Here is an 18521-nt window from a genome sequence, read left to right as displayed (position 1 = left end):
CCAGCCGTGCCGGAGTTCAGCGCGGGGTTGCCGCAACCGCGGCAAGGATGCGGTGCAGGACGGAGACCGGGATCGCCGGGTTGGTGACCGCTGCGCATGCCGTGTCGCGGTCGTGCAACAGCCCGGCCAGGACGCGGGTCGGCAGCCGCGGATTGCGCACCGCGGTGCCGCGGACGTGGGCCTCCGGGTCGTTGAGCAGCCGCACCGCGTCGGCCGGTGACAGCCGGGGGTCCTCAGCCGCCCGGCGGCGCACCTCGGCTTCGGGATCCCGGGCCAGGCGAGCGACTTCCGCCGGTGTCGACTCCGGATCGTCAAGGGCCAGGCGGCGCATTCGCCCGCTGGGGTCGGCTGTGTAGCGCAGCAGGCCCGCACGGGGGAAGTTGGGGTGGCTGCGGGGCCGGCCGGGGTGGCTGAAGCTGCCGTCCCACCAGCGCCAGACCTCCAGCAGCAGGTCGGCCGGCGCGTCCTCGCACGATTCGGCGAGGAACAGGCGGACCACCCGGTCCCCGTCCCGCGCCAGGCGCGCCACGACCTCCGGCGGGAGGTGCCGGGCCCGGGCCACACTGCGGCGGACCAGCGGGTGGGAAGACGCGGCGAGACGGCGCATCGCGTCGGCGTCGCCGTGCAGGTCCTCGACCCAGGGCAGGGCGTGCGACATCTGCGTCGGGTCGAAGTCGTGGCGCGCCGCGGCACGTTGCTCCTCGGTGAGGTCGGGGCGCAGCGCCACCGCGGAGCGGATCTCGTCCTGCGGGTCCTGCGCCAGCACGGCGACGCCGTGCTGGCCCAGGCCCGGGTTGGCGGCCAGCGCCCGACGTACGCGTCCCCGTCCCGCACCAGCTCCGCCTCCAGCTCGGGCGCGAGGCGGCACTGTTCGAGCGCCCGCCGCGGGTTGGGCAGGGCGGCGAAAACCTCGCGAGGCATGGGTACGGCGGTGTGGTGGGCGAGCAGCGCAGCCGTTCGCACCGCGTAGTCGGTGTCAACCAGCAGCCGCTCCCGCGGCGGCGCAGCGAGGTCCTCCCACCGGGCACAGGCCGCCGCCCGCACCCGGGGGTCGGCGTCGGCCGCGAGGCCAGGGAGATGCTGTGCGGGGAGCCCCGGGAGTTCGGCGGCTCGCGCGCGGGACGGGCCCGTGAGGAGGTCGTCGTACAGGTCCTCGGAGAGTTCGGCGCCCCACCTGCAGGCGTTCTCCGTCCAGAGCACACGTCGATTGGGCGATGGCTCGGCGCGGATCAGGTGTACCCACTGATCGGACGTGAGCTTGGGCCGGAAAGTGTCGGCGAGCCCTGACCGCACCCGCGGATCGGGGTGCGCCACGGCAGCGTCGAGGACGGCGGGCCGGTCGCATCCGTGCAGGAAGCCCTCCTCCACATCCAGCAGCCGGATCAGCAGTTCGTCCGGCGCGGCCGGATTGGACCCGATCCCCTCCGCCCAGTGCAGAGGCCACCCACGTCGGCCAGGCACCGCTGCCCATACCTCGGCACGCTCAACCTCCGTCTCGCGCCCGGCGTCCGCGGCGGCCTCCTCCAGCCGCTCCGGCAGTCCGTCAAGGGCCGTCACCCGCGGCCCGCCCTCGACGGGCACCTCCGCCAGCAGTACCTGCCCGTCGAGGGAGAGCGCCACGAACCCCGGGGTCGCCAGTCAACTCCGGCACGCCGCTCCCGGCGTGCCGGACCCGGGTCCACCAGGAGTCGTTGCCGCCGATCCGGTGCCTGAGGACGGCCACCAGGAACTCGCCGTCGACATCGCAAAGACGGCGCCACCACGTGGCATCGAGCGCTTCCCGGGCCACGCCGTCCGGCGCCGCGATCCCCCGCGCGATCCGCCAGCCGGCCTCCGGCGGGAACAGGCTGCCCGGGCGCACGTCCTCGACGACCGTGAGTCCGACGCGTGTGAGTAGTTCGTGGAGTTTTTCTCGGCGCTGCACACGGTCATGATCCCCGCCGGCTCGCGGTGGAACAAGGCCCTCAGCCCCAGGCCCAACCGGCCCTCACCCGCGTACACGTCATCGACTGCGACGTCGTTCGGCGGCCCCACTCGGGAGCTGGAATCGGCCCCCACTTGAACATCGGGAGCTTTCTCAGACTCCGGCCGAGACCTGCCCATGACGGCACGCGGATCGCTTCGAGCCGTCGTGGATGTTCACGAAACGGGGCCGCTTCGAGTCGTCACGCCGGGGCCGAATTACGACGTCGTAGCCACAGCCGCGGGTTCAACCGGCCGCGAGTGCAATTGTCCCGTCTCTGATGATCTGGTCCTGATCTCAGTCGATCTGGTCCGATTCGCACGTCGTCTCAGTTGATCTGGTCCGATTGGGCTACTCGTAGATCTTGGCTGCCGAGAGCTGCAGGGCTACTGATCGCCAGGTGACCGGTTCGAGTTGGGCGTGGAATGGCGAGGTGGCGCCCACCCAGGCGGCCCAGGCGTCGAGCCAGTCGTAGAGGGTGCTGTGGGCCCAACTGCCTCCGTCGCCCGCCCATTCGCCGCGGCTGATCTTCGCTTGGCGTTCGCGTTCGTCCCGGGCGAAGTCGGTGGCAAGCGTCGCCGCGTACATCCGCAGGTCGCGCACGGTGTTGACCTCGTCCGAGGTGGTGCCGGAGTCGGCGAGCGCGCAGTTGAACGCGGGCGGGGTTGTGCGGACGATGTCGAGTTGGTAAGCCAGGCCCGGCCATCCGGGCTGGTCGGGAGCTTGTTCATGCAGGAGGTCGGTGCCGTCGATCCTGCTTCCCAACAGGCGGACCCAGCCCCATAGGAACGTGTTGATGCTTCGGTGGGTCCAGCGCTCAGCGGCGGGCGAGTGCGGATCCTGATCGGTGCACGCCTGCTCGCAGTCGGCGGCCAGTCTGCGGAGGTAGGCGGCGAAGTCCGCTCGGGAGTCCACCTGCTGCCAGGAGTCGATGTTTCGGGATGCGGGCACGTCGAGAGGCTACGAGCCCCACTGGCCTGCGTCGACCACATTGCCTGAGACGGGTTGTCACTCTTTCGGGTGGCGTCGCCGGACTCTGCCCACGGGCCCGGACGACGTGTCCCACGCTCGCATTGACAGGAGACACGCAGTGCGGAGGGCTGAGTGGACGGTTCCGCGGCGGCCTCCGCCCGCGAGTACACCGCAGACCTTGAAATCGGGGACATCGAGGTCGGGTTCGTCGATGCCGACGGAGTCGAGCGCTCCGGTCCGCTGACGCGCTGGTGGGCCGAGCCGTTCGAGCTCGCCTCGCCGGTGCGGTCGTTCAACGCGTTCAAGGGGCAGAAGAACTTCACCGGTGAGTACTGGGCGGCGATATCGGGTTCCCTGGTGGGCTACGAGTCGTGGGTGGAGCGGGACGCGGCGATGGCGCTGGACTTCGATCCGGCGGTGGTCGCCCTGGCGTCCCAGCCCTTCCGTCTCCTCTGGTCGGACAGGGGACGCGAGCGCGGGCACACCCCGGACTACTTCGCACGGCTGGCGGACGGCACCGGCGTCGTGGTCGACGTCCGTCCCGAGGGCCTGGTGGACGAGGCCACCGCCGAGGTCTTCGCGTTCACCGCGCGGGTCTGCGAGGCGGTGGGCTGGCAGTTCCGGCAGGTCGGCGACCTAGGCCAGCCCTACCGGGCGAACCTGCGCTGGCTGTCCCGCTACCGCCACGGCCGCTGCTGTCACGAGCCGTCGGCTGACCGGCTGCGGGATGTCTTCGCCGAACCCCTGCCCCTGCTCGCCGGGGCCGAGCAGGTCGGCGACCGACTGGCCGTGCTGCCGGTGCTCTACCACCTGCTCTGGCAGCAGGAACTGACGGCGGACTTGCTGAGGGCCCCGCTGGGCACCGACACCCTGGTGCACCTGGCCTCCCGGGGGCGGCGGTGAACTCCGCGCGGCCCGGGCGGCTGCGGCTCGGTGACCGGGTCAGGTTCCAGGAGCACACCTATACCGTGGTCGGCCTGACCGGGATGCAGATCCGGGTGGCCGACACCCACGGCACCGGGATGCTCGTCGACCAGGTCCACCTGCAGTCGGCCGAGGACTTCGCGGTCCTGGGGGCCGGTGACCGCACCGCGTTGGGCTCGGCCGCGCTGCTGGATCGCCTGCCCGGGCCGGTGGCGGAGCGCGCCCTGTGGTGGCAGCGGCACCTGGTCGAACTCCTCACCGGCCTGCCGCCCGACGCGACTGCGGGGGTCCGGGTCAAGCCCGAGTACGACCCGGCTGGCCGTTCGCTGGCGCAACGCGAGCGGGCGAAGGCGGATGAACTGGTCGCGCTGGGCGAGGAGATCACGGCGCGGACGGTCAAGCGCAAGCGCCAGCAGTACGAGGCCGGCGGGATCGCGGCGGTGGTGGACCACCGGCTCGCCCCGCACGCCTCGCTGACCGGGCGGGCCGACCCGCGGGTGGTGGCCGCGATCCGCCAGGCGATCGGCGAGAGCGTCCCGGCCTCCACCCGCACGATCGAGCACGCACGCTGGCGGACCGAGCGGATTCTGGAGGCCGAGTACGGCCAGGGCGTGGTGGAGATGCCCTCGCGCCCGACGTTCTACCGGCTGTTCGACAAGCTGTCGCATGGAGTCCACGTCACCGGCTCGGCTCGCACCCGCCGCTCGTTGGCCGACCAGCCCGAGGGGCCGTTCCGCTACGAGTCGGTCGCCGCCCCCGGCGAGCTGATGCAGATCGACTCCACCCCGCTGGACGTGCTGGTGCGGTTGGACCACGGGGTCCCCGGCCGGGTGGAACTCTGCGCCCTCATCGACCTGGCGACGCGCACCATCGCCGCCGCGGTGGTGCGGCCCACCACCAAGTCGGTGGACGCCTGCCTGCTGCTGGCCCGCGCGCTGACCCCGGAGCCGATGCGGCCCGGCTGGGTCCAGGCCCTGGCGATGTCCCGATCGGTGCTGCCGCACCGCAGACTGCTGACCCTGGACGAGCGCCTGGAGCACGCCGCGGCCCGGCCCGTGATCATCCCGGAGACCATCGTCTGCGACCGGGGCAAGGCGTTCATCTCGGACAACTTCCGCTCCGCCTGCCGCACCCTGGAGATCAACTTCCAGCCCTGCCACCCACGCTCCCCAGCGGAGAAACCTCATATCGAACGCACACTCGAATCAGTGGCCACGCTGTTCTGCCAGTTCCTCCCCGGCTACCTCGGCCGCACCGCCGAGCACCGCGGCCGGGACGTGGACGATGAGCCGCTGTGGTCGATGCTGGAGATCCAGGAATTCCTCGATGAATGGCTTGTCGCGAAGTGGCAATCGAGGCCCCATGACGGGCTCCGCGACCCGGGCGTCCCGGGCCGGACCTTCACCCCGAACCAGAAGTACGCCGCGCTGGTCGAGAGCGCCGGCTACGTCCCCCTCGCCCTGGGCGGCGACGACTACGTCGAACTGCTGCCCGCGACCTGGCGGGCCGTCAACTCCTACGGCATCAAAATCAACAACCGCATCTACGACTGCCCCGACCTGGCCCCGTTCCGGCGCCAGCCCTCCGGCGTCACGCGCAAGCGGAACCTGTGGGAGATCCGCCGCGACCCCTACGACGCCGCCTGGATCTGGATGCGCCACCACTGGGAGACCGGCTGGATCCCGGTCCCCTGGAAGCACCTGGGCAGCGTCCCGCAGCCCTTCGGCGACCTGGCCTGGGACCATGCGGCAGCCGACCTGCGAGGCAAGGGCAACCCGACACCCACCGAAGAGGAGACCGCCCAGGCTGTCGCCAAGCTCCTGGTCAGAGCCAGCCAGGGACCGGCCGGCCAGAGCGATGGACCGGCCTCGCGGCCGTCCAAGCGCGACCGGCGCGTCGCCGCCCGGACCCGAGCCGCCGCCGAGAGCCCCGGACCGCGTCCGCCCAGGCCAGAGCCGCCTCCAGTCGTCGAGGATCAGGCGCATCTCCACGGTGATGAGGCGGTGGACGGCACCGATGACGAGCCGATCGCGAAGGTCATTCCCCTCGGCGTCTTCGACCCCTTCAAGGAGGCGGACAAGCGATGGTGACCGTGACCGGACCCACCCCCGGCCAGGACTCGGACCCGGGCCGGCAGTACGGATGGCGAAGCGCCCTGGAACGCGAGGACCTGCACCGCTACCTCACCACGCTGGAGGGCTGGCGGGAGTTCACCATCCAGGACCCGGTTCCGCCCGACCTGCTGCCCGCACCTGCGCTCGCGGACCTGGACCCGGACGAACGACTGGACTACGACGACGACCGCCTCGACTACCACACCCGTCTGACCGTGGCCGCGACCTCCACCTTGCGCACCGTCGTCCACGCGGGCAGGCGGTTGACCCTGCTCAACCGGCACGCGATCAGCGCCCGCCGGGGCCTGATCCTGTCCGGCGCGGCCGGGACCGGAAAGACCACCGCACTCACCCAGTTCGGCAAGACCATCGAGGTCATCGACCGGCGCCAGCACCCCGGCATCGACGGCCGGATCCCGGTGGTCTACGTCACCGTCCCGCCCGCCGCGACCTCGCGCATGCTGGCCGTGGAGTTCGCCCGCTTCCTGGGCCTGCCCGTCACCAACCGCGCCAACATCACCGATGTCATCGAGGCCGTCTGCGGCGTCCTGATCGACGCGAGAGTGAGCGTCGTATGTGTCGATGAGCTCCACAATCTCTCGCTCACGACCAGGAACGGCGCGGAGGTATCGGACACGCTGAAGTACTTCTCGGAACGGATCCCGGCCACTTTCGTCTACGCCGGAGTGGACCTGGAGGCGAACGGGCTGTTCAACGGCACCCGCGGCCGACAGATCGCCGGGCGCTTCGCGGTCATCGACACCGTTCCCTTCCCCCGCACCGCGGAATGGACCGGCCTGGTCAGCACCTTCGAGGAGGCCCTGCGGCTGCACCACCACAAGCCCAAGACCCTGGAAGGACTGGCCGGCTACCTCCACCAGCGCACCGGCGGCATGATCGGCAGCCTGTCCCACCTCATCCGCGGGGCCGCCATCGACGCCATCCTGGACGGCACCGAGAAGATCACCCGGAAGTCGCTCACCGGCGTCAAGCTCGACCGCGCGGCCCAGACCCGCAAACCCGGACCCGCCGCTTGAGCACCGACGGCAGCGACGGTGACCGGCCCAGGTTGCTGCCGGCCCGTCCCCGCCCCAAGGCCGGGGAGACCACGGACTCCTACATCCGTCGGCTCTCCCGAGCCAACCATCTCAAGCCCAGCTACCTGCGCGGCTATCTGGCGGGACCTCCCAACTGGCTCGGCCGCCCCCGCGCCGAACGACTCGCGGCCCTGACCGGCCGACAGCAGACCGCTCTGGAAAAGGCATTGGTGGACCTTCTCCCACCCGCACGGACGAAAACCGTCAAGCGGACCACCCCTCAAGAGACCACCGCCCGCAGGACGGACAGATCCGCGCTCTTCTCCGCGATCCGCCAAGACGCCCGCGCCGAAGGGCTGTCGCTTCGCGCACTCGCCGAACGCCACCATGTCCACCGCCGCACCGTCCGTCACGCCCTCGACTCCCCGACACCCCCACCGCGGAAACCTCCACCCGCCCGTGAGAGACCGGCCCTGGATCGAGCCCGTCCCGTCATCGACGCGATGCTCGACAACCACGCGGAGGCAAACGACGGTCAGCCCCTGACCACCCGCTTCATCTGGGAGCACCTCCTGGACGAACACGACTCCGAGGTCTCCTACGCCACCGTTCGGGACTACATTGCCCAGCTCCGGCAGCAGACTCTCGAAGACGATGCCTTCCCCGTCCGTGAACGGAGACGTCGCTCTGGCAACATTCTCTCCACCAGCGCCGGCACGACTCAGGGGCCCGTCATTCAGCACTACCGGGAGTTGCTCGCGGCCGTGGGACAACGGCCGTCGGCCCACGGTCTCGACGGAACCTACGCGTCCATGACCGCCTTCGTCCTCGGCTGCGACGCCGGAAATTCAAACGGCATGCTCGCCGGCTTCCGCGAATGGCTGGTCGTCCGCCTCGACCACGGCAACAACCTCGCCTGGCCCTCTCTCGTCCGGCATCTCGCCCCCAACGGCTTCGTGCACCCCCTGACACCGGCAGCCGACACGGCTGCCGTCGGCGCCCTCTTCCAACTGCTCGACGAGTTCCTGGAACTACGCGAAGGTCGCGACGGCCCTCTCAAGATCTACGGCGCCTACCAAGCGTGGCTGAACGCCCAGAACTGGTATCACCCAGATCCGTCTCCGACGGACCAGATCAACTGAGACGACGACCCGCATCCACACCTGCGGGACCAGATCAACTGAGAAACCCGGCATCCTGGCGTCTCAATCCATCTGGTCGTCGCTGGTCACAGCCCTGCCCGCAGACCAGATCATTTGAGACGGGACAGCAATCGGGTCGCTGCCGTTCTGGGCTCGCTGATACATATGTGCGATGGCAGGCGACGACTCCGGTGAGTTTCAAGCAGGACGGTCGGGACTCATCGTGAGGGTCCCCGAGGCAGAACCAGCTGTTCGAGCCTGGCGTGACCGGCTGGACCCGTCAGCCCGTGCGGGTGTTCCGGCCCATGTCACCGTCCTCTTCCCGTTCCTCGACGAGAGCCGTATCGACAACAATGCCCGTGCTGCCATCGGAGAAGTGATCGGGCGTCACCAGTCCTTCGAGACGCGGTTCGAGCACTGCGGGCGATTCCCGGGGGTCTTGTATCTCGTCCCCGAACCGGACATCCCGTTCCGCCGGCTCACCGAGGCGATCGCGGAACGGTGGCCGCAGGCCCCGCCGTTCGGCGGGCAGTTCGACGAAGTCGTCCCGCATCTGACCATCGCCCAGGGGCAAGAGGATGCCGTGCTTGAGGAAGCCGAGGCCGACCTTCGCGGCCGGCTTCCCGTCACCGCCCGCGTGTCGTCGGTCGACCTGCTGATCCACGACGGAACACGATGGCAGCAGCGAGCGTCGTTCACGCTCCGGTGATCCCTCTGCCGGCCATCGGTCAGCGAAGAGAAGGACTCGTTGGAGGCAATGGCCATACTGTTCTTCTCCTCGCGCTCGGTCAGAACCTGGAACAGCAGCTCGGCGCCGCACCGGCCCAGCTCTGTACTGCCGATCAGAGCGAGGCCGCCGCCGGCCCGGAAGCTTCAGCTGACCGCCAGTCATGCCCGGGAAGAGGAGCCGATGCCCGGCGGAGGTGGTCTCCCCGCTCCGCTGTGATGGCGTACGCTAGGGATCACCGACGCGGGGTGGAGCAGCTCGGTAGCTCGCTGGGCTCATAACCCAGAGGTCGCAGGTTCAAATCCTGTCCCCGCTACTGCATTTGTAGGGCCCGGATCCACACGGATCCGGGCCCTACACCGTTGCCGGCGCCTCAACCGGCCCCAGCTTTTGCCACCACGCCTCAGCGGGCGGAAACCGCCGAGCCGACGCTGCTCATTTCGGTGATCTCCGGTCCGAAAGACGCCCGCGCGCCTCGATCCGGTGCTGAGATGGCTTCTTAGCGGCCGTCGCACGGGTCGTCGCCCGCAGACATCGGCTTGGTGTCGGCCGCCAGGCAGGAGGAGTACACCCGAGGGGGTGTGGGCTGCGGCTCCGGTTCCCTCGCGGCGCTGACGGCGATGATCGCCACGACACCGACGCAGATCAGCCCCGCTATGGCGGCGAGCCCTGTACGGCGGCTCACCGATCGCCGCTGAAGTGGTCGAGGATTTCATCGCTGCAGTCGTCCGCGCCAACCTGGGTTCGCGTGAAGGCCAGCACGCCGTCGTCGTCGTTGCCTTCCACCTTGGCCTTGGCCAGCTGCGTCTCGATGTCCGAGATGTACTCGGCGCACTCGGCGCTCACGGGCTTCTCGGGCTGCGGGTCAGGCGCCGGGGAGGCGTTCAGTGCGACGGTGGCGGCGATACCGGCCGCACACAGCACCGCCCATGCGCCAACCCACGTGCGGCGGCTCATCCGTAACGGCTTGGACATCTAGGCATCCTACGAGCGCTACGCGAGCTGTCGCCAAGTGGACCGTTGTCTCAACGGTCGGCTACCCAGGGCGCGGTCCGCGAGTAGTAGTCAAGACCTGTGGATTGTTGAAGTTATCGTCTGATGCTCCGGTGCCATCGGATCTCGCCTTCGTGCCATTCGTCGGTGGGCGTGAGCCCGGCGGCAGTGGCGACGGCTGCGGATGCCCGATGTTCGGGGTGGATGTGGGCGACGACGGTGTGCACCGGCTGCCGGCTGAGCCAGTCGACGAGTTCGCGGGCTGCTTCGGTGGCGATGCCTTTTCCCTGCCACGGGGTCCCGACCATCCAGGCGATCTCGGCGATGGGGCCGTGGCCGGAGAGACTGACCGTCGCCTGGATGGTGCCGGTCAGGCAGGCTTCGTCACGGAGCCGGATCACCCAGTTGAACCAGGACACGGCCGGATCGGGAGAGCCTGCGGTCATGCGCTGGTAGCGCGAGCGCAGGGCTTGCGGGGTGCCGGGAGTGCCGCCTGTGAAGGTGTGCAGGGCCGGGTCGGACAGCACGGCGGCCATTTCCTCGGCGTGCTCGACGTGCAGCGGCAGCAGGTCCAGCCGCCTGGTGCTGATGGGCTGGGCCGCAGGAGTGTTCACGTCGCGACCGCCTCGGGGCGTTCGAGGAGCTGGCCGCGTTCGAAGCCGGCTCCGGCACGGACCAGGGCGACGAGGTGAGGTGCGTTCACAGCCCGCCACCGCTGCTGTGCGGACTCGACGAGCTTGAAGACTATGGCCGCCAGGGCGGCGGCCGCACTTCCGGCTCCGCGGGTGACCTTGGTCCGCAGACGGACCGTCGCGAACGCCGACTCTATCGGGTTGGTCGTGCGCAGGTGGGTCCAGTGCTCGGCGGGGAAGTCGTAGAACGCCAACAACTCCTCGACGTCATCGGTGATCTTCTTCACCGCCTTGGGCCACTTCGCGCCGTAGGCATGCTCGAAGGCGGTGACCGCCTTGAGGGCGTAGTCGCGGTCCTCGGCGTTGTAGATGTCCTGCAGGGCCTTGCGGGCGCCGGGCTGGGCAGACTTCGGCAAGGCATTGACGACATTGGCCGTTTTGTGAACCCAGCACCTCTGGTGCCGGGCTTCGGGGAAGACCTCGGCCAGGGTCTTCCAGAAGCCGAACGCGCCGTCGCCGACCGCGAGCACGGGCGCGCGCATGCCGCGGCGGGCGCAGTCACTCAGCAGGTCGGCCAAGGACTCGGCGGACTCGCGGTGGCCGTCGGCCATCGCGATCAGCTCCTTGGTGCCGTCCGCGCGTACGCCCATCAGCACCAAGACGACGCAGGACTTCGCCTCGGCCAGGCGGATGCGCAGGTGGATGCTGTCGGCCCAGACACAGACGTAGTCGGATCCGGCCAGGTATCGCTCGCCGAATGTCTTGTGGTCGGCCTGCCATTGGGTGGTGAGGCGGGTGACGGTGGCCGGCGAGAGACCGGCCGGGCTGCCCAGGAACTGTTCCAGCGCGGGCACGAAATCTCCGGAGGACAGGCCGTGCAGGTAGAGCAACGGCAGCACCTCGCTGATCTTCGGGGACTTGCGGCACCACGGCGGCAGAATCGCCGAGGAGAACCGCTTGCGCTCCCCGGTGGTCTCGTCGACACGCTTGTCGTTCACCCGCGGGACCTTCACCTGCACCGCCCCGGCGGCCGTGGTCACCGACCTGGGCTGGTGATAGCCGTTGCACACCACCAGTCGACGGCCCTGGTCGTCCCGATGATCGGCCAACTCGGCTATGTAGGCACTGACTTCGGGTTCCAGGGCTGCGGCGAGCATCCGCCTCGCCCCTTCACGGATGATCTCGTCGATCAGGGAGCCGTTCGGGGTGCTGCCCTCGGCACTGACTACGCTGAGCACGGGCGTACCTTCCCGACCCGCGCTGCGAACGCGGGCCTACTCGGTGACCATCACAGGATCAATCGGGAAGGTACGCCCTTCGCATCCAACCCGAGGCTGATCCACAGGCATTGAGCATTGCTCCCTGCGATCTCTGCTTCGCCACAACCCGGGCGCCGACTGCGCGTCCGCGGTCTGGTCGTGCACGGTGGAGGAGGCGTGGGGGGATCTTGGTGTTGGTCTCCCAGAACACCGATATCAAAGTGCATGACATCGTTGAAGCCGTGGTCGCGGCGACGCAGCAGCAGCCGTTGTCGGAGTATCTGCACAAGCAGTTGGCTGCTGTGGTGGCGGTGCGGGGGCTCAGGGTGAGGGGTGAGCGTGAGGCGGGCGGCTTTGGGTGGGCGGGCGGTGCCGGCGGGGAGACGGTGGAGCATCTGGGGAGGTCGACGCCGCTTCCCTGCCGAAGCCTTCAGCCGACTCCCCAGGCAGGTACGGAGTCGGCGGGGCAGCCGACGTGACCGTCACGCGGTGCTGCCCGGACGCGCGGCGTGATTTTCGTGTGATGGTCATGTAGGAGGGGGTGCATGGGGCAGAGCGCAGGGGATGAGGGGCAGGAGACAGGAGACAGGAGACAGGAGACAGGAGACAGGAGACAGGAGACAGGAGACAGGAGACGGTGAACCGCTGTCGGCGTCGGCTGCCTTTGACGGCGGCTCCTCCTGTATCGGCGCCGCGCGTCATCTGGTCACCGGCTTCCTCATCGACGTGCGGGCCGTGCACGGTGTGCGGGTGTCGGAGCGGGCGCTGGGTATGACGCGGCTGGTGGTCGGCGAGCTGGTGGTCACCAACGCGGTGAAGTACGCGCCGGGCCCGGTCATGCTCGATATGCGGATCGATGGCGGTGCGGTACGGGTGTCGGTGTGGGACAGCGATCCGGTCCTGCCGGACGTCGCCTCCACCGACCCGCAGCGCGTCGGGCGGCACGGCCTGGGAATCACCCTCGCTGTCATAGGGCGATGAAGTCCACCGCGAACCGGTCGGCAAACGGGGTACGGCGCTGATCGCGCTGGCCGACGACCCTGGCGGGAGCATCGCCGGCGGCGCCCCTTTCCAAGGGCAAGGCTCGAGGGCGTGACCGATGTGCATGAAGGGCTCGGTCAGGGGCGGACGCATCGAATGCCGTCGTCCCTGTCTGTGCTCGCCGCCCAGGTGTGGCACGTGCTCAGCGAGGCGGGCTTCTGCCTGGTCGCGGAGACGGTCGGCGGGATGCCGGGCCTGCGGGTGAGCGAGGAACGGGAAGGTGTGCGCGTCAGGTGGGCGGCATCCGACGAGTTCATCGCGCTGGCCGCCAGCCGGCCGGGCCGTGCAGCGAACGACGGCATGCGGGCGATGGTGCAGGCCGCGGTGTCCGGACTTCTCATGCAGCGGGGACACATCGTCACAGCGGCAGAGGAAGACGGGATTCTCGTCCTGTCACCCGCCGCGGCACCAACCCGGCAACGCTAGAGGCCATCCGTGAACACGGGGCCGGCGGTCCGTTCCAGGGTGTGGTGGCCGCCGTCGTGGCGCGCGGCGTTGGTGATGAGTTCGGAGACCACCAGGACGAGGGGTGTCCGCCATGTCCGGGCCGGGCGGCGGGGGTGAGGCGGTCGGTCCACGGCGCGGCGGCCCGGCGGGCCTGGCTGGCGCCGGATGCGCTGTCGCCCTGGCCCACGGCCGGCTTACGGCCGGTATGGGGGTGTCGCGGTGGTGCTGATCGTCGTGCTGTTCATGCGCATACACGCCGCGTGTGATCGGTTGTACCGCTTGTGCCGTGATGCCCCACCTGTCGGTCCGGCGGTCGCCACACCTCGGGAGGGTGTCGGCCGGTGCAGTTTCCAGGCGACGCGGACCACAGTTCATCACTGTCAGGCCTCAGAGAAAATCTGTCATGGCGGGAGTAGACATGTGGGTGTTGCTGGGGTTAGTGTCTTGTCCGTAGCCGAGAGATCGAGCAGGCCCGGCAGAGATGAACTGCCGGGAAGCAGTACACGTAAGTGCAGGTCGGTGCGGTGGTGGAGTTTCGAAGCCAGGGTGGTTGCAGGACGGCGACGGGACTGACGACCGGACCGGGCGGCCCGCAGTTTTCAGGGGCCGCCGCGAGCAGTACCGCAGTGCAGGTGCAGTCCGTAGTACCGGTGGTCCCTCGGTAAATGGCGTCAGACTGCGGCGCGCGTACCGGGAGGTTCGGCAGTGGGGTTCTAAGCCAGAGTGGTTGCAGGACGGGCGACGGGGCTGGCTGCCGAAGAGTGGTGCTGTCGCAGGCCACCAGCAGGTCGGTGCGGTGGTGGAGTTTCGAAGCCAGGGTGGTTGCAGGACGGCGACGGGACTGACGACCGGACCGGGCGGCCCGCAGTTTTCAGGGGCCGCCGCGAGCAGTACCGCGGTGGCATCACCCGCAAGTGAAGTTCGTGGTACCCAGCAGTGAAGTGAAGTGTGCAGTACCTCGGTAAATGGCGTCAGACTGCGGGCGCGCGTGCCGGGAGGTTCGGCAGTGGGGTTCTAAGCCAGAGCAGACGCAGGGCGGGCGACGGGGCTGGCTGCCGAAGAGCGTGATCAGTGGTTCGCAGGACCCGGCACACAGGTGATTCAGAGGGAAGAACGGAGGAGTTGAGGCGCCATCAGGATCGCCCGGGCGGAAGTCTCGAGCCCGGGTACCGCAGGACATCGATAGGCAGGTGGTCTCCGGTCACGCAATTCGCGATCCCCGCATCCCGCCCGTTTCTTGGGCGGTCACGCGGACACAGAAGGCCGGCGCAGTTCCAGGGCCGGCAGATGGTGTAGCAGTTCCTTCGGGGCCCTGGTGCCGTAGAGCACCAGGGCCCCTCCACGTGTTCCACAGAGAGGTGCGATGACAGCAGACGACTCGTTCGGCCGGCTCGATGACGACGACTTCCCCGCCTACACGATGGGCCGGGCCGCCGAACTCCTCGGCACCACCCAGAGCTTCCTGCGCGCGATCGGCGAGCACCGCCTGATCACCCCGCTCCGCTCGGCGGGCGGACACCGCCGCTACTCCCGCTACCAGCTACGCACCGCCGCCCGCGCCCGGGAACTCGTCGACCAGGGCACCCCCGTCGAGGCCGCCTGCCGCATCGTCATCCTCGAAGACCAGCTCGATGAAGCCCAGCGCATCAACGCCGAACACCGCCGTGCCGCCGAACCGGTAAACCGGGCAACTGCGGCTTGAGCCGGGGCGTGCCCTGCCGGCCCTCGGCGGGCCTGCGCGCAGCGTCTGGCCGGTCGCGCCACGGTCCGTATCCACACCGGTGAGGGCCGCGGCACCCGTACCGGCCTCTACCGGGACCGCCGCAACTACGTGGGGAACAACGACCGCGACACCGCGACCCTGCGCACCGGCCACGGCCGCTTCGTCGACGACGAGTCCTGGGGCCGCGACCACGACCGTGGCCACCGGGGCGATGCCCGCCGCCGCGCCTGAGCCTGACACCCGCCCACGCAGGTGAGACGGGGACGCGTCGGGCCCGCAAGGATCCGGCGCGCCGCCGCCGTCTGATCATCAGTCCTGCAGCTACGGGACGCGGCATCTCTCCGGGGCCGCCGGTAGGGGTCTGATTCATGACACACCCGCCTCCCAGGCCGACCTCCGGCGGGAGATCGAACCACCGGTGGGAAAGACGGCACGGGGGCGGGTGTTCGTGCTACGTTGTGGGCAGTTGCAGTTGTGGTACCCATGAACTTGTGTGCACTCGACGGGCTTGATCCGTGGGTGCATTTTTGTTTTGCCGGTCATCTCCGGATGGGCTCATCGCGGCGACGCGGACTCCGTACAGTGCGGTGTTCGGTTCTGCCCCCTGTCTTGAGGAGATACACATGGCTACTGGCATCGTGAAGTGGTTCAACGCGGAAAAGGGTTTCGGCTTCATCGAGCAGGACGGTGGCGGCGCTGACGTCTTCGCCCACTACTCGAACATCGCCGCCCAGGGGTTCCGTGAGCTCCAGGAGGGCCAGAAGGTCTCCTTCGACGTCACGCAGGGCCAGAAGGGCCCGCAGGCGGAGAACATCGTTCCCGCCTGAGCACTGACGCGTACCACCGGGTAGGGCCCGCACCGCAAGGTCGCGGGCCCTACCCGTTGCCCGCCCGCCACTTCCCGTTCTGGGCCGGCGAGCTGGGGCACATCACATTTGCCTGCATGGCAGGCGGCAGCTCGCAGCCCTGAGGCCGCGCACCGCTTTCTGCCTCCCGGACTTCATCGGTCCGGCGTGTCGCCCACCCGCTCGGTGGCGTGATCCTTCGAAGTGCGTTGGCGCGGATGGTTCCGCCCCGCTTCGCTTCTCCTCATTTCTTTCGGTTCGTCTCTGTGATGCCTTCGTGCGGCGTGTTCGCTGCTGGGGCTTCCTGGGTGCGTGCCGTGTCCAGGAAGGTTCTCCTTGAACCCCGTTCGTTCCAGTCGTTCGTATTCCAGCTCCAGTTCCACCCGCCGTAGCGGCGCTTCGAGCGCGGGCGGTTACAGCCGTTCGGCCCCGGGCCGTTCCGGCGCGCCGGGCCGTTCCGGCGGTTACGCCGGGTCCGGCGGCTCCGGCCGTTCCGGCGGCTACGCGGGCTCCGGCCGTTCCGGCGGCTCGAGTCGACGCCCGTCCGTGCAGGGCGAGTTCGCCCTGCCGGTCACTCTCACCCCGGCACTGCCCGCGGTGGAGTCCTTCGCCGCTCTGGACATGCCGGCGGCCCTGCTGGCGACGCTGGCCCGCGAGGGCATGGCGGTGCCGTTCCCGATCCAGGGTGCGACGCTGCCCAACGCCTTGGCCGGCCGCAACGTCCTGGGCCGCGGCCGTACCGGTTCCGGCAAGACCCTCGCTTTCGGCCTGGCGCTGCTGGCCAGGACCGCCGGGCAGCGCGCCGAGCCGCTGCAGCCGCTGGCCCTGGTCCTGGTCCCGACCCGTGAGCTCGCGCAGCAGGTCACCGACGCGCTGACCCCGTACGCCCGCTCGCTGCGGCTGCGGATGGCCACCGTGGTCGGCGGCATGTCCATCGGGCGGCAGATCCATCTGCTGCGCGGTGGCGCCGAAGTCGTCGTCGCCACCCCGGGCCGGCTCAAGGACCTCATCGACCGGGGCGCCTGCCGTTTGGACCAGGTCGCCATCACGGTCCTCGACGAGGCCGACCAGATGGCCGACATGGGCTTCATGCCGCAGGTCACCGCCTTGCTGGACCAGGTGCGCCCGGACGGGCAGCGGATGCTGTTCTCCGCCACCCTCGACCGCAACGTCGACCTGCTCGTGCGCCGCTACCTGACCGACCCGGTCGTCCACTCCGTCGACCCCTCCGCCGGAGCGGTCACGACGATGGAGCACCACGTGCTGCACGTCCACGGCGCGGACAAGAACGCCGTGACGACGCAGATCGCCGCCCGCGACGGTCGGGTCATCATGTTCCTCGACACCAAGCACGCCGTGGACAAGCTGACCGACCACCTGCTGAACAGCGGGGTGCGGGCCGCGGCGCTGCACGGCGGCAAGTCCCAGCCGCAGCGGACCCGCACCTTGGAGCAGTTCAAGACCGGGCACGTCACGGTGCTGGTCGCCACGAACGTCGCGGCCCGCGGCATCCACGTCGACAACCTCGACCTGGTCGTCAACATCGACCCGCCGAGCGACCACAAGGACTACCTGCACCGCGGCGGCCGGACCGCCCGCGCCGGCGAGTCCGGCAGCGTCGTCACCCTGGTCCTGCCCAACCAGCGCCGCGACATGATCCGCCTGATGCGCGACGCCGGCATCACCCCGCAGACCGCACAGGTCCGCCCCGACGAGACGGAGCTGACCCGGATCACCGGAGCACAGGCTCCCAGCGGTATCCCCTGCGTCATCGCCGCCCCGGTCGTGGAACGCGCCAAGCGCAGCACCTCCACGACCCGCGGCCGGCGCAGCCGCTCCGCCCAGGACCGCCGCTCCGCCCCCAGCAAGCGCCCGGCGCCCCGCGCGGCCCTCGCCGCGTAACACCCCCCCCGGCACCGCCGCAAAGCCGGCGGCCCCTCCGGGGACAAGTCGCGCCGACTGCCGGAAGCCTCCGGACACGAGGACGACCTGCGGGCCATGGCGTATCGGCATCATGGATGCTGCGGGCATCCAGCGAGGCCGCCTCACCGGACTCGCCCTCAGGGGCGAGGACCGGGCCGGCGCCGGTCAGGTCGCCCGGCAGATCAGCCTCGGCCAGGCGCGGGAGGACCGGCTGGTAGCCGAAGAGGTCACCGACCGCATCCGCGACAAATTCGGGCCCGGCGCGATCGGCCCCGCCGCCACACCCTGCGGGTTTCCTGACCGGTTCTCTCCCTGTGGCGGCGGTTTGACCGGCGGAACGTACGTGAACGGTCGTCCCGTCCCGCGCGCGCCAGCGTCGAAGGGGAGCCAATGCAGCGGGAGTTGGTCTAGCGCCTGGGCCGGTGGGACATACCGGGCCTTGACGTACGGGTTAATTGGGGGAGGGGCCGGGTACGGCGGCTGGACGGCGGCGCAAGGTGGGCGCGGTACGGCAGTGGGCGGGCGGACATCGCCGGAGCACCGCAACGGGCGTCTGAGCCAGGTGGTGGCTTCCCGGCTGCCCTGTCCGGTCTGCGGATCGGGCAAGATCCGCGTCACCACGAGCGGCCAGGAGGGCGAACCCTGCCGGCAGACCGGCGACAAGCGCCGCAAACACCGAACCGAACTGCGCCGCTTCGCCGCAGGACGGGCCGTGCCGTGGCTGATCGGCCGACGCAGCCAGGAAGGCGACCTGATGCTCGCCCGCCACGCCGCCTGGC

18 protein-coding genes, 1 tRNA gene and 2 pseudogenes are annotated in these 18521 nt (G+C 69.8%); 13 read left to right on the top strand and 8 right to left on the bottom strand.

The features are described from left to right. Positions 1–16: 16 nt before the first annotated feature. From QA861_RS01400 to QA861_RS01390, 3 genes are all read right to left on the bottom strand, one after another. A complete protein-coding gene (locus QA861_RS01400) occupies positions 17–766 on the bottom strand; it encodes a hypothetical protein (RefSeq protein ID WP_334586328.1) in 750 nt (249 codons plus the stop codon). A gap of 777 nt (positions 767–1543) precedes the next feature. Next, the gene (locus QA861_RS01395) at positions 1544–1924 is read right to left on the bottom strand and encodes a hypothetical protein (protein ID WP_334586327.1); all 381 of its coding nucleotides are present in this window, start codon (positions 1922–1924) and stop codon (positions 1544–1546) included. Positions 1925–2314: 390 nt separating this feature from the next. Beyond that, positions 2315–2914, bottom strand: coding sequence for a hypothetical protein (locus tag QA861_RS01390; RefSeq protein ID WP_334586228.1), 600 nt, complete (start codon positions 2912–2914; stop codon positions 2315–2317). Between the two features lie 153 nt (positions 2915–3067). Between QA861_RS01390 and QA861_RS01385 the strand changes: the two genes are divergently transcribed. The 6 genes from QA861_RS01385 to QA861_RS01355 all read left to right on the top strand — a co-directional run bounded on the left by QA861_RS01385 (position 3068) and on the right by QA861_RS01355 (position 9195). Further along, the gene (locus tag QA861_RS01385) at positions 3068–3838 is read left to right on the top strand and encodes a TnsA-like heteromeric transposase endonuclease subunit (protein WP_334586229.1); all 771 of its coding nucleotides are present in this window, start codon (positions 3068–3070) and stop codon (positions 3836–3838) included. Next, the gene (locus QA861_RS01380) at positions 3835–5949 is read left to right on the top strand and encodes a TnsB C-terminal domain-containing protein (protein ID WP_334586230.1); all 2115 of its coding nucleotides are present in this window, start codon (positions 3835–3837) and stop codon (positions 5947–5949) included. The genes QA861_RS01385 and QA861_RS01380 overlap by 4 nt, the downstream gene beginning before the upstream one ends. Then, positions 5946–7010 carry a TniB family NTP-binding protein gene (locus QA861_RS01375; RefSeq protein WP_443041538.1) on the top strand — a complete coding sequence of 355 codons (1065 nt, stop codon included), beginning with the start codon at positions 5946–5948 and terminating at the stop codon, positions 7008–7010. The genes QA861_RS01380 and QA861_RS01375 overlap by 4 nt, the downstream gene beginning before the upstream one ends. After that, on the top strand, positions 7007–8152 hold the full coding sequence (locus QA861_RS01370) for a hypothetical protein (protein WP_334586232.1): 1146 nt from the start codon (positions 7007–7009) through the stop codon (positions 8150–8152). The genes QA861_RS01375 and QA861_RS01370 overlap by 4 nt, the downstream gene beginning before the upstream one ends. Positions 8153–8324: 172 nt before the next feature. Then, positions 8325–8861 (top strand): 2'-5' RNA ligase family protein, encoded by a 537-nt coding sequence (locus tag QA861_RS01365; protein WP_334586326.1) that lies wholly within the window; start codon positions 8325–8327, stop codon positions 8859–8861. Positions 8862–9121: 260 nt separating this feature from the next. Further along, positions 9122–9195 (top strand) — tRNA-Met (locus QA861_RS01355). A gap of 183 nt (positions 9196–9378) precedes the next feature. Here the strand turns inward: QA861_RS01355 and QA861_RS01350 are convergent. From QA861_RS01350 to QA861_RS01335, 4 genes and pseudogenes are all read right to left on the bottom strand, one after another. Further along, positions 9379–9564, bottom strand: coding sequence for a hypothetical protein (locus tag QA861_RS01350; RefSeq protein WP_334586325.1), 186 nt, complete (start codon positions 9562–9564; stop codon positions 9379–9381). Next, positions 9561–9854, bottom strand: a complete 294-nt coding sequence (locus QA861_RS01345) for a hypothetical protein (protein WP_334586324.1) — start codon at positions 9852–9854, stop codon at positions 9561–9563. Before QA861_RS01345 ends, QA861_RS01350 begins: the two co-directional genes overlap by 4 nt. A 113-nt stretch (positions 9855–9967) precedes the next feature. Continuing rightward, the gene (locus QA861_RS01340; RefSeq protein WP_334586323.1) at positions 9968–10486 is read right to left on the bottom strand and encodes a GNAT family N-acetyltransferase; all 519 of its coding nucleotides are present in this window, start codon (positions 10484–10486) and stop codon (positions 9968–9970) included. Between the two features lie 14 nt (positions 10487–10500). Beyond that, positions 10501–11742, bottom strand: a pseudogene (locus QA861_RS01335) (IS256 family transposase); the annotation flags it as partial. A gap of 209 nt (positions 11743–11951) precedes the next feature. Between QA861_RS01335 and QA861_RS01330 the strand changes: the two are divergent. The 3 genes from QA861_RS01330 (at position 11952) to QA861_RS01320 (ending at position 13230) form a co-directional block, all read left to right on the top strand. After that, positions 11952–12242, top strand: a complete 291-nt coding sequence (locus QA861_RS01330) for a hypothetical protein (protein WP_334586321.1) — start codon at positions 11952–11954, stop codon at positions 12240–12242. An 85-nt stretch (positions 12243–12327) separates the two neighbouring features. After that, positions 12328–12744 (top strand): ATP-binding protein, encoded by a 417-nt coding sequence (locus QA861_RS01325; RefSeq protein ID WP_334586320.1) that lies wholly within the window; start codon positions 12328–12330, stop codon positions 12742–12744. 111 nt (positions 12745–12855) lie between these two features. Then, a complete protein-coding gene (locus QA861_RS01320) occupies positions 12856–13230 on the top strand; it encodes a hypothetical protein (protein WP_334586319.1) in 375 nt (124 codons plus the stop codon). On the opposite strand, the gene QA861_RS01315 is transcribed toward QA861_RS01320, so the two are convergent. Continuing rightward, complete coding sequence (locus QA861_RS01315) at positions 13227–13382, bottom strand: hypothetical protein (RefSeq protein ID WP_334586318.1); 156 nt, start codon at positions 13380–13382, stop codon at positions 13227–13229. The two genes, QA861_RS01320 and QA861_RS01315, sit on opposite strands and share 4 nt — an antisense overlap. Before the next feature lie 1232 nt (positions 13383–14614). On the opposite strand from QA861_RS01315, the gene QA861_RS01310 reads away from it, so the two are divergent. The 4 genes and pseudogenes from QA861_RS01310 (at position 14615) to QA861_RS01295 (ending at position 17721) form a co-directional block, all read left to right on the top strand. Next, positions 14615–14953, top strand: coding sequence for a helix-turn-helix domain-containing protein (locus tag QA861_RS01310; RefSeq protein WP_334586317.1), 339 nt, complete (start codon positions 14615–14617; stop codon positions 14951–14953). 42 nt (positions 14954–14995) lie between these two features. Next, a pseudogene (locus QA861_RS01305) lies at positions 14996–15205 on the top strand (lamin tail domain-containing protein); the annotation flags it as partial. Positions 15206–15597: 392 nt separating this feature from the next. Beyond that, positions 15598–15801, top strand: a complete 204-nt coding sequence (locus QA861_RS01300) for a cold-shock protein (RefSeq protein ID WP_145801666.1) — start codon at positions 15598–15600, stop codon at positions 15799–15801. Positions 15802–16155: 354 nt separating this feature from the next. Beyond that, positions 16156–17721, top strand: coding sequence for a DEAD/DEAH box helicase (locus QA861_RS01295; protein WP_334586316.1), 1566 nt, complete (start codon positions 16156–16158; stop codon positions 17719–17721). Positions 17722–18521 lie beyond the last annotated feature (800 nt).

The organism is Streptomyces sp. B21-083, from assembly GCF_036898825.1.
In the GTDB taxonomy this organism is placed as follows: domain Bacteria; phylum Actinomycetota; class Actinomycetes; order Streptomycetales; family Streptomycetaceae; genus Streptomyces.
The sequence above is the reverse complement of the archived record's forward strand: the minus strand, read 5'-3'. Positions and strand labels throughout refer to the sequence as shown.